General features: G+C 67.1%; 9 protein-coding genes. 7 read left to right on the forward strand and 2 right to left on the reverse strand.

Translation table 11 applies throughout. The features are described from left to right. Together ACIPIA_RS04095 and ACIPIA_RS04100 are read right to left on the reverse strand one after the other, a co-directional pair. Positions 1–837 (reverse strand): transglutaminase family protein (locus ACIPIA_RS04095; RefSeq protein WP_400506937.1); only part of this gene is annotated, 837 nt, incomplete at its 3' end. After that, positions 834–3356 carry a circularly permuted type 2 ATP-grasp protein gene (locus ACIPIA_RS04100; RefSeq protein WP_400506939.1) on the reverse strand — a complete coding sequence of 841 codons (2523 nt, stop codon included), beginning with the start codon at positions 3354–3356 and terminating at the stop codon, positions 834–836. The genes ACIPIA_RS04095 and ACIPIA_RS04100, both read right to left, overlap by 4 nt. 277 nt (positions 3357–3633) lie before the next feature. On the opposite strand from ACIPIA_RS04100, the gene ACIPIA_RS04105 reads away from it, so the two are divergent. The 7 genes from ACIPIA_RS04105 to ACIPIA_RS04135 form a co-directional block, all read left to right on the forward strand. Further along, on the forward strand, positions 3634–5238 hold the full coding sequence (locus tag ACIPIA_RS04105; protein ID WP_400506941.1) for an ABC transporter substrate-binding protein: 1605 nt from the start codon (positions 3634–3636) through the stop codon (positions 5236–5238). Between the two features lie 134 nt (positions 5239–5372). Beyond that, positions 5373–6437: an ABC transporter permease gene (locus ACIPIA_RS04110; RefSeq protein WP_400506943.1), complete on the forward strand. Its 1065-nt coding sequence runs from the start codon at positions 5373–5375 to the stop codon at positions 6435–6437. A gap of 10 nt (positions 6438–6447) precedes the next feature. Then, entirely contained in the window at positions 6448–7350 is a 903-nt protein-coding gene (gene nikC, locus ACIPIA_RS04115) for a nickel transporter permease (RefSeq protein ID WP_400506944.1), read from the forward strand. A gap of 4 nt (positions 7351–7354) precedes the next feature. Further along, positions 7355–8212: an ABC transporter ATP-binding protein gene (locus tag ACIPIA_RS04120; protein ID WP_400506946.1), complete on the forward strand. Its 858-nt coding sequence runs from the start codon at positions 7355–7357 to the stop codon at positions 8210–8212. Next, on the forward strand, positions 8209–8961 hold the full coding sequence (locus ACIPIA_RS04125; protein ID WP_400506948.1) for an ABC transporter ATP-binding protein: 753 nt from the start codon (positions 8209–8211) through the stop codon (positions 8959–8961). Before ACIPIA_RS04120 ends, ACIPIA_RS04125 begins: the two co-directional genes overlap by 4 nt. 168 nt (positions 8962–9129) lie before the next feature. Continuing rightward, positions 9130–10632: a glucose-6-phosphate dehydrogenase gene (gene zwf, locus ACIPIA_RS04130; protein ID WP_400506950.1), complete on the forward strand. Its 1503-nt coding sequence runs from the start codon at positions 9130–9132 to the stop codon at positions 10630–10632. After that, positions 10632–10830, forward strand: a 199-nt coding sequence (locus ACIPIA_RS04135) for a 6-phosphogluconolactonase (RefSeq protein ID WP_400506952.1), incomplete at its 3' end; no start/stop codon positions are given. The genes zwf and ACIPIA_RS04135, both read left to right, overlap by 1 nt.

Raw genomic sequence — 10830 nt, forward strand, 5'->3', positions numbered from 1 at the left:
CGAACCCGGCCCGACCACCACGCCTTCCAGCGGAGCCACGTCTGCATAGTCCCGACCCAGGGCGGTGACGATATGGTCGTCGGCGACGATCAGATTGTTGGTCGGATCGAGCCCGACCCAGCCGATCTCCGGGCCGCACCAGAGCGCCACCCAGGCATGGCTGGCATCGGCGCCTTCGAGCCGTTGCTCACCGGGCGGCACGACGGTGCGGATATAGCCGCTGACATAGGCCGCGGGCAGGCCGAGGCCCCTCAGGCCGGCGATCATGATATGGGCGAAGTCCTGGCAGACGCCGTGGCGGCGGGCGAAGGCCTCCGCCAGGGGCGTGGTGACCTCCGTCGCCGCCGGATCGTAGGAGAACTCGTTCCGGATCCGCGCCATCAATTCGCAGGCGGCTTCGAGGACAGGGCGCTTGGCGCCGAAGCTTTCCCGGGCATAGGCGATCACGGCCGGCACCTGCGGCACGAGCCGGCTGGGATACAGATGATGGGCCGGCGAATCCGGCGCCAGGCTGCGCGAGGCCAGGGCCAGCACCGCGACCTCCTCCCAGCCGCGCGTCAGCCCGGCATGGGGAGGCATGGGCCGCCGCACCTCGATGCGCGCGCGCAGCTCGACCTTCAGTTCCCAGTGCGGCTTGGCCAGCACCACCGCGGTGATGCGATTGCCGAAGAAGCAGCTGCCGTCGCTGCGCTCGGCCGGGCGCGGCGTGATCGAAAGGCTCGCTCGATGCACTGCCTGACCGTCCCCGCCATGCGGCAGCAGACGCATGATGCAGCGGGAGAACGGCACCTCGCGGCTGTAGCGATAGGTGGTGACGTGGCGCAGATCGTAGATCACGCGAGGCTCGTCATCCGCGGGGCATACGCTGTTGCATTGGGAAGGAAATAGCGGTCGGCGATCGCGCCGGAGAGGGTCAATAGCGATTGCTCGAACTGCAGGATGCCGGCACGGTCGAGCCGGCTTGCCGCCATGGTGCGGCTGTCGGCCGCGAGGCGCAGCACCAGCCGGCGCGGCTCCTCCAGCATGCCGTCGTCCGACAGAGCGGGCAGGGCGGCGATCTCGGCCTCGAGTCTTTCGATCTGGAAGGCGACGGAGCGCGGATTGTAGGGATCGAGCATCACCAGATCGAGCACGGGCAGGGGGCTCGCGCCGATCAGGTAGCGCGAGCGGTAGGTGATCTGCGAATCGGTCAGATCGAGCAGGGCGTCCAGGCTGTCGTCGGTCGTATGGTCGTCGGAGAACTGGCGCGCGAAACGACAGGTCACCACGCCGCGTTCCACCCGCCGGCCGATATCGAGGAAGCGCCAGCCGTCGCCGCGCACCATGTTTTCCTGGCTGAGACCGGAGAAGGCGGCGAGCGACTTCAGGGCCCGGTCGGCGATCTCGTAGGTCTCGCCCTCGCTCGGGGCACGGCCCCCGCGTGATGTGAGCTGGCGCAGGACATCGCCGAACAGGCGCCAGGCATCGACCGAAAGCCGCTCCCGGATCACCGAGGCGGTGCGCCTCGCCTCGCGCACGGAGGACGCGGCGGAGCCATAGGCGTCGAGGCTGTAGAGCGCCGAATGGGCCTGTGTGGCCGGCGATGCCCCGTCCAGCACAGGCTGGGCTGCACCCCAGGCGACGAGCATTCCGGCGAGCTGCCGGATCGTGTCGGCCCGTTCGGGCGCCGGATCGGCGTCGATCAGTCGGCCGAGCAGCGCACGGACCAGTCGCAGCGTCGCCTCGCCGCGTTCAAGGTAGCGGCCGAGCCAGAACAGGTTGTCGGCGGCCCGGCTCGGCAGCGTGCCCGTGACGCGGCGGATGCTGATCCGATCGGGCGACGGCAGCAGGCTGATCTGCGCGACCGGTGCCTTGGCCGTGATCCAGACGTCGCAGGAGCGCACGCCCATGCGCAGGCTGACCGCCCGCGCATCGGGCTCGTCCGAGATGCGGCAGAAGCCGCCTGGCATCACCTTCCAGCCATCCGGCGTCGCCGCGGCGAAGACGCGCAACGTCATCGGGTGCGGTTCGAGCCGGCCGTTCTGGAAGACGGGCGTTGTCGAAAGCCGCACGACCTCCTGGCCGACATAGTCCATGCCGCGCGCCGCGATGCGTGCGCGCAAGGCCTCGCGTTCGGCTTCCGGCAGCTCGCCCGGCAGCACCGGCTCGCCGTCGATCCCGTTGCCGGAGCCCCGGAAGGCGGGGGCCACGCTCATGTCGCCCAGCCTGTCGAGCACGGTCTGGCGCTCATGAGGCTGGCCGCACCACCAGGTCGCGACATGCGGCATAATCAGCTCTTCGCCGGTGAGCTCCTTCGCGATCGCAGGCAGGAAGCCCATCAGCGCGCGCGCTTCGACGACGCCGGAGCCGAGCCCGTTGGCGATATGGACCTGCCCCTGTCTCACGGCCTCGACCAGCCCGGCCACGCCAAGTGCCGACTGCGCGTTGAGTTCGAGCGGGTCGGCGAAATCGCCGTCGATGCGCCGCCAGATCACGTCGGCTCGCTTCAGCCCCGCGATGGTGCGCACCTGCACGCGGCCCTCGCGCATCAGCAGGTCGCCGCCCTCGACCAGCAGGAAGCCGAGATAGCGCGCAAGATAGGCCTGCTCGAAATAGCTCTCGTTGAGCGGCCCCGGCGTCAGCAGGCAGATGCGCGGCTCGACCCGCTTCGAGCGGGCGACCAGCCCGGCCCGGAAGCCCTGGAAGAAGGCCGCCAGCCGCTCGATGTTCATGCTGCGGAACATGTCCGGGAAGGCGCGCGCCAAAGCGAGGCGGTTTTCGAGCGCATAGCCGGTCCCGGAGGGCGCCTGCGTCCGGTCCTGCAGCACCCACCAGCGCCCGTCGGGGCCGCGCCCGAGATCGGCGGCGTAGAGCTGCAGCCCGCCGCCCCCTGTCCCGTGGATCGGGCGCAGATAGTCAGGGCTGCCGGTGATCGCGGCGGCGGGCAGGAGACCCCTGGCGATCAGCTCGCCCGGCCCGTAGATGTCGTCGAGCAGGGTGGAAAGCAGCTGCGCGCGTTGGGTGATGCCGGCCGCGATCACCTGCCACTCGGTTTCGGGGATCACCAGCGGAACATGCGAAAGCGGCCAGGCGCGCTCCCCGAAGCCGGGGTCGTTCTCGTCGACATCGCCATGGACGCGATAGGAAAGCCCGGTGTCGTGCGCATGCCTGTCGGCGAGGCCGAAGCGCTGGGAAAGCTCGTCCGGTGACAGCGCGCACCATTCGGACAGAAAGGGCTCCCAATGCGGGCGAACCGTCCCGGAGGCATCGACGAACTCGTCATGGACACCGGGGAAGGGGCGATAGCCGTTGATGAGCGCGGCGCGACGGTCCGCCTTGCTGCCTTCGTCCTGCCGGATGTGCCCCTGAACAGCCATCGGCTTGGTCAAACCCTTACTGGGCGCTGGCCTGGGTACGGTCTGGGCGCCGCATTCCTTCGGCGGAATCGCCGGAGCGCGGGGACTATGACCGATCGCCTCGCGAGGTGCGAGCGCTCTCGCTTCCCCAAGGTCGGAAATCTTCGGCTCGTCGCGGGCTGTCTGCCGAACAGATGTGCACAATGGCGCGCGGATTGCCTGCGCGGCGCTGGACAGGCGCAATCGAGTGGTTGCAGATAGCGCCCAAGGGGCCGCCATGGCCCCAGAGATACCAACGATGGGGAAATCGATGCGTCATGTAGCCAAGTTGATGGCCGTTTCGGCCTTTACGGCCCTGATGTCGACGACGGCCTCCTTCGCGCAGACGCCGAAGGACACTGTCGTCATGGCCAAGCAGATCGACGACATCATCACGCTCGATCCGGCCGAAGCCTTCGAGTTCTCCGGTGTCGAGGTCGGCGCTAACGTCTACGACAAGCTGATCAACATCGACATTTCCAAGAACAACGAGCTGATCCCGGATCTCGCCGAGAGCTGGACCGTCAGCCCCGACAACCTGACCTACACCTTCAAGCTGCGCAAAGGCGTCAAGTTCCACTCGGGCAACCCCGTGACGGCAGCCGACGTGGTCTACTCCTTCCAGCGCGCGGTCACGCTCAACAAGTCGCCGGGCTTCATCCTGCGCCAGTTCGGCTTCGTCGCCGAGAACGTGCTGGACAAGGTCAAGGCCGTCGACGAGAACACGATCCAGATCACGGTCTCGAAGCCGTTCGCGCCGACCTTCTTCTACAACTGCCTGACCTCCGGCGTCGCCGCGATCGTCGACTCGAAGCTGGTCAAGGCCAATGAGAAGGACGGCGACTGGGGCAATGCCTGGCTCAAGCTGAACTCGGCCGGCTCCGGCGCCTACAAGGTCCGCAGCTACCGTCCGAACGAACAGTATACGCTCGACGCGAACGAGAGCTGGTGGAAGGGCGCGCCGAAGAGCAAGCGCATCGTCGTGCGCCACGTCGCGGAGCCGGCCTCGCAGCGCCTGCTCGTCGAGAAGGGTGACGTCGATATCGCCCGCAACCTCTCGAAGGATCAGCTGACCGCGGTCAAGAACAACGACTCGATCAAGATCGTCCAGGGCGACAAGGGCTACATTCTCTATCTCGGCCTGAACCAGAAGAACCCGAACCTTGCCAAGCCCGAGGTTCGCGAAGCGCTGAAGCTCCTTGTCGACTATGCCTCGATCGAGAAGAACATCCTCGAGGGCACCTACAAGGGCCATGAATCCTTCCTGCCGCAGGGCTTCCTCGGCGCGATCTCGGACAAGCCCTATTCGCTGAACGTCGCCAAGGCCAAGGAGCTGCTCGCCAAAGCCGGCCTCGCCAACGGCTTCACCGTCACCATGGACACCCGCTCGGTCGCTCCGATCACCGACATCGCCCAGGCGATCCAGGCGACCTGGGCCCAGGCCGGCGTCAAGCTCGAGATCATCCCCGGCGACGGCAAGCAGACCCTGACCAAGTATCGCGCCCGCACGCACGACATCTATATCGGCCAGTGGGGCCCGGATTATCTCGATCCGCACACCAATGCCGAGACCTTCGCGATCAACGAGGACAATGGCGAGGAAGCGAAGTCGAAGACGCTGGCCTGGCGCAATGCCTGGGACATCCCGGACATGACCAAGGTCACTCAGGGCGCGGTGCTCGAATCCGATGCCGCCAAGCGCAAGGCGACCTACGAGGTGCTGCAGCGTGACCACCAGAAGGTCTCGCCCTTCGTCATCATGTTCCAGCAGATCGAAGTCTCGGCCGAGCGCAAGAACGTGAATGGCTGGGTGATCGGGCCGAGCTCCGACACCAACCGCTACGCGACCATCGTCAAGAACTGAGGTTCGTGACACGGAAGACCCGCCCTGGCCCCCGGCCTCGGCGGGTCTTTGCGTTCCCGCTGAACACGCCCCGGCGCTAGCGGCGCCCGGGCCGGAGACACCTTGTCCATGACGACCAGAATCGGAGGCGGGTCATGACGGCCGTGACGCAGGCGTCTGAGCGCAAGAGCGCATCGTCCGGAAGGCTGGGCCGCTGGGCGCGCGCGCTCTCGCGCGAACTGACGACCGTGGTCATCACCATGTTCGGCTTGCTGCTCGTCACCTTCTTCATCGCCCGCGTCATCCCGATCGATCCGGTGCTCGCCGTCGTCGGCGACAACGCCAAGCCCGAGACCTACGAGGCGGCGCGCATCGAGCTCGGCCTCGACAAGCCGCTCTGGCAGCAATTCGCGATCTATATAGGCAAGGTCTTCACCGGGAATCTCGGCACCTCCGTGCTGACCTCGAACCCGGTCGCCGAGGACATCAAGCGCGTCTTCCCGGCAACGCTGGAACTCGCCACGCTCGGTACGCTGATCGGCGTGGTGATCGGTGTCCCGCTCGGCATCCTCGCCGCCGTCAACCAGGGGCGCTGGCAGGACCAGGTCGCCCGCGTCGTCGGCCTCGTCGGCTATTCCGTGCCTGTCTTCTGGATCGGCCTGATGGCGCTCCTGCTGTTCTACGCCAAGCTCGGCTGGGTCTCGGGGCCGGGCCGGATCTCCGTCGTCTGGCAGGACATCGTCACCACCCGCACCGGCATCATCATGATCGATGCGGCGCTGGAAGGGGAATGGGAGGCGTTCTGGGACGCGTTCTCGCACCTGATCCTGCCGGCACTGGTCCTGGGCCTTCTCTCCGTCGCCTATATCAGCCGCATGACCCGCAGCTTCATGATCAGCGAGCTGCAGCAGCAATACGTCATCGCCGCCCGCGTGAAGGGCGTCTCCGAGACCGCGGTGATCTGGCGCCATGCGCTGCGCAACGCCGCCGTGCCGCTCTTCACCGTGATCGCGCTGTCCTACATGCACTTGCTCGAAGGCTCGGTGCTGACCGAGACGATCTTCGCCTGGCCGGGGCTCGGCCGCTATCTCACCAACGCGCTGCTCAACGCCGACATGAACGCGGTGCTCGGCGGCACTCTGGTGGTCGGCGTCGTCTTCATCGCGGTCAACCTTTTGACCGACATCATCGGCCGCCTGGCCGATCCGCGCGTGCGCTGAGGAGGAACATATGAGCGATACCTCCGCCGGCCTGCATGCCTGGCTGATCAGCGACAGCCCTGAGTCCCGCCGCCAGGCCCGCCTCGGCCAGCTCTACCGGCAATGGCTCGCGTTCAAGCGCAATCCGATGGCGGTGTGCGGCCTTGCCATCATCATCCTGCTGCTGCTGGTCGCCGCCTTCGCGCCGCTGATCGCGCCCTTCGATCCGATCGCCCAGGCGCTCGACAAGCGCCTCCTACCGCCGTCCGCCACCAACTGGTTCGGCACCGATGCACTCGGCCGCGACATTTTCAGCCGCATTGTCTACGGCACGCGCATCACGCTGGTGATCGTGCTGCTGGTCGTCGTGACGGTCGGTCCCTTCGGCCTGCTGATCGGCGCGGTCTCCGGCTATTTCGGCGGCTGGGTCGACCGGCTCCTGATGCGTATCACCGACGTCTTCCTCGCCTTCCCACGCCTCGTGCTTGCCCTGGCGTTCGTCGCGGCGCTGGGCCCTGGCATCGTCAACGCCATCATAGCCATCGCGATCACGACCTGGCCGCCCTATGCCCGCGTCGCACGCGCCGAGACCATGGTGATCCGCAACCAGGACTACATCGAGGCGATGCGCCTGCAGGGAGCCTCCCGCGCCCGCATCATCTGCAAGCATGTCGTGCCGATGTGCATGCCCTCGCTGATCGTGCGCACCACCTTCGACATGGCCGGCATCATCCTGACGGCCGCCGGCCTCGGCTTCCTCGGCCTCGGCGCGCAGCCGCCGATGCCGGAATGGGGCGCGATGATCTCGGCCGGCCGCGAGCAGATCTTCGACCAGTGGTGGGTCGCGACCTTCCCGGGCATCGCGATCTGCGTGGTTGCGCTCGGCTTCAACCTGCTCGGCGACGGGCTCCGCGACGTCATGGATGCGAGGTAACGTCATGGCGAGCGAGCAGCCTCTCCTCGAGGTCGACAATCTCAAGGTCGATTTCCATACCGCGACCGGGATCGTGCGGGCCGTGCGCGGCCTGTCCTTCACGCTGGGGCGGGAGCGTCTCGGCATCGTCGGCGAGTCCGGCTCGGGCAAGTCGATGACCGGCCGCGCCATCCTCGACCTGATCCCGCATCCCGGTGTCGTCACCGCGGATGGCATGCGCTTCCGCGGCCAGGACCTGATGACGATGGACAAGGGCACGCGGCGCAAGCTGCGCGGCCGCCATATCTCGATGGTGATGCAGGACCCGAAGTTCTCGCTCAATCCGGTCCAGACCGTCGGCAGCCAGATCGCGGAAGCCTATCGCATCCACCGCAGGGCCGGCGCCCGCGAGGCGCGCGAGCGTAGCCTCGCCATGCTGGAGCAGGTGCAGATCCGTGAGCCGGCGCGCGTCTACGATCTCTATCCGCACGAGGTTTCGGGCGGCATGGGGCAGCGCGTCATGATCGCTATGATGCTGATCGCGGAGCCGGAGATCCTGATCGCCGACGAGCCGACCTCGGCGCTCGACGTCACCGTCCAGCTCCAGATCCTGAAGATCCTCGACGATCTCGTGACCGAGCGCGGCATGGGCCTGATCTTCATCAGCCACGACCTGCATCTGGTTCAGTCCTTCTGCGACCGCGTCATCGTCATGTATGGCGGCAAGGTCATGGAGACGCTGCCGGCGGCCGAGCTGGCCGACCCCTCGGCGCGCAGCCGCCGCCACCCCTATACGGTCGGCCTGCTCGAATGCCTGCCTGACCTCGACCATCCTCGGGCGAAGCTCGCCACCCTCAACCGTGACCCGGCGTGGCTGGCATGACGAACACCGCGATCTCCGTCGACAAGCTCAACGTCTCCTTCGGCGACTCCCATGTCGTGAAGGATCTCTCCTTCGATGTCCGCAAGGGCGAGAGCTACGGCCTCGTCGGCGAGTCCGGCTCGGGCAAGTCGACCGTTCTGCGCGTGCTCTCCGGCCTCAATCGTGACTGGAGCGGCACCGTCGCGATCGAGGGAGCTGTGCAGCCCAAGGTCCGCGACAAGGCGTTCTATCGCAACGTCCAGATGGTCTTCCAGGACCCCTATGGCTCGCTGCATCCCAAGAAGACGATCGACGACACACTGGCCGAGCCGCTCGCGATCCACGGCATCCGCGATGCCGAGGCGCGGATCGGCAAGGCGCTGTCCGAAGTCGGCCTGCCGGCCTCCTTCCGCTTCCGCTACCCGCACCAGCTCTCGGGCGGCCAGCGCCAGCGCGTCGCCATCGCCCGCGCCCTCGTGCTCGAGCCGTCGATCCTGCTCCTGGACGAGCCGACCTCGGCGCTCGACGTCTCCATCCAGGCCGAGGTTCTGAACCTGCTGGCGGCGCTGAGGCAGGAGCGCAAGCTCACCTACATTCTCGTCAGCCACGATCTCGCGGTGGTCGGGCACATGTGCGAGCGGCTGCTCGTCATGCAGTTCGGTCGCGCCGTCGAGGAAATGACCGTCGAGACATTGGCCGCGCGCCAGCCGCATACGGCCTATTCGCAGCAATTGCTGGCTGCCAGCGCGGGCTTCCGGCGCGCGGGCTGAACGGCGGGGGCAGCCGCCCTGCGCCGCCCCCTCTTTGCAGCGCGGCAAAACCGTCTCACTCTGGTCGCAGCCTTGCGCTAACTGCTTCGCGTCCGGTCGGTCTTCGATTGTGCGGCAAGGTCTGTCCGGCAACGAGAAGCCGGCAACGCCTTACGGAGTTTCAGTGCCATGGATGCCATCGTCGACAACGCGCTTCGGCCCGAGACCATTCCCGAGCGGACGCCGGTCCCGCCCTTCGACCTGGTCATCTTCGGTGCCGGCGGCGACCTTGCCCTGCGCAAGCTTTTTCCGGCGCTCGCCCAGCGCAACCGGGAAGGTGTCCTGCCCGGCGAAAGCCGCGTCCTCGCCATCGTCCGCAAGGAGGAGGATGTCGAGGGGCTGCCGAAGCAGATCGCCAAGCGGCTCCATGAGGAAGGCATCCCGCAGGATCAGGTCGAGCCGTTCCTGCGACGGCTCACGGTGGTGATGCTGGATGCCGTCCAACCCGAGACCTATGGTGCCCTCAAGCAGGCACTGGGCGAAAGCGAGCGCGTCCGCTCCTTCTATCTCTCGACCCCGCCCGATCTCTTCATCCCGATCTGCGAGAATCTGGCCAAGGCCGGCATCCTGACGCCGACCTCGCGTGTCATCCTCGAGAAGCCGCTCGGACGCGATCTCGGTTCGGCGCGGGCCATCAACGACGCGGTCGCGCGCATCCTGCCGGAAAGCCGGACCTATCGGATCGACCATTATCTCGGCAAGGAGACGGTCCAGAACCTGCTGGTGCTGCGCTTCGCGAACACGCTGTTCGAGCGATCATGGTCGAGCCGCGACATCGACCATGTCCAGATCACCGTCGCCGAGACGGTGGGGCTGGAGCAGCGCGCCGGATACTACGACAAGTCGGGGCATATGCGCGACATGGTGCAGAACCATCTCATGCAGCTCCTGACGCTCTTTGCTATCGAGCCGCCGAACATGCTCGAGGCCGGCGCGGTCCGGGAAGAGAAGATCAAGGTGCTGAAGGCGCTGCGTCCCATCGTCGGGCCGGACGTCCAGCGCTATACCGTGCGCGGCCAGTACGGGCCGGGGCAGATCGACGGCCAGCGGGTCCGCGGCTACACCGAGGAACTCGGCCACGGTTCGAACACCGAGACCTTCGTCGCGATCCGCTGCGAGGTCGACAACTGGCGCTGGGCCGGCGTGCCGATCTACCTGCGCACCGGCAAGCGCATGGCGCAGCGCTATTCCGAGATCGCCGTCACCTTCAAGCCGGTGCCGCACTCGATCTTCGGCAATGGCACCTGCGACCGGCTCGATGCGAACCGCCTCGTCATCCGGCTGCAGCCGAATGACGGCGTCCAGCTCCAGCTGATGATGAAGGTGCCGGGTTCGGGCCGCCTCAAGATCGTCCCGCGCCAGCTCGACCTGCGGTACTCCACTGCCTTCGACGAACGGACTCCGGACGCCTACGAACGCTTGCTGACCGACGTGATCCGCGGCGATCAGACGCTGTTCATGCATCGCGACGAAGTGGAACAGGCCTGGACATGGGTCGATCCGATCATCGCCGGCTGGCAGGACTACAGTCCGCATCCGCACCGCTATGCCGCCGGTTCGTGGGGGCCGTCGCAGGCGATCGGCCTGATCGAGCGCGAGGGCCGCTCCTGGGCCGATCCGGATTTCGCCTGATGGCCGGTCCCGTCTCCTGGCATCGCTTTGCGACGCTCGCCGATGCGTCGGAAGCGTTGGCCGAGGCCGTCGCGGTCCGCCTTCGGGAGGTGCTCGCTGAAAAGGGCAGGCCGCTGCTCGCCGTGCCCGGCGGCACGACTCCCGCCCGCTTCCTCGCCGCTCTCGGGCAGCGCGATCTGGCCTGGGACAAGGTCACGC

The organism is Allobosea sp. CER48 (assembly GCF_044752385.1).
In the GTDB taxonomy this organism is placed as follows: domain Bacteria; phylum Pseudomonadota; class Alphaproteobacteria; order Rhizobiales; family Beijerinckiaceae; genus Allobosea.

What these genes read in the sequence shown, in the direction of transcription:
- ACIPIA_RS04125 (WP_400506948.1), top strand. Translation starts at nt 8,209, where the DNA reads ATGACGAACACCGCGATCTCCGTCGACAAGCTCAACGTCTCCTTCGGC.
- nikC (WP_400506944.1), top strand. Translation starts at nt 6,448, where the DNA reads ATGAGCGATACCTCCGCCGGCCTGCATGCCTGGCTGATCAGCGACAGC.
- ACIPIA_RS04110 (WP_400506943.1), top strand. Translation starts at nt 5,373, where the DNA reads ATGACGGCCGTGACGCAGGCGTCTGAGCGCAAGAGCGCATCGTCCGGA.
- ACIPIA_RS04120 (WP_400506946.1), top strand. Translation starts at nt 7,355, where the DNA reads ATGGCGAGCGAGCAGCCTCTCCTCGAGGTCGACAATCTCAAGGTCGAT.
- zwf (WP_400506950.1), top strand. Translation starts at nt 9,130, where the DNA reads ATGGATGCCATCGTCGACAACGCGCTTCGGCCCGAGACCATTCCCGAG.
- ACIPIA_RS04105 (WP_400506941.1), top strand. Translation starts at nt 3,634, where the DNA reads ATGGGGAAATCGATGCGTCATGTAGCCAAGTTGATGGCCGTTTCGGCC.
- ACIPIA_RS04100 (WP_400506939.1), bottom strand. Translation starts at nt 3,356, where the DNA reads ATGGCTGTTCAGGGGCACATCCGGCAGGACGAAGGCAGCAAGGCGGAC.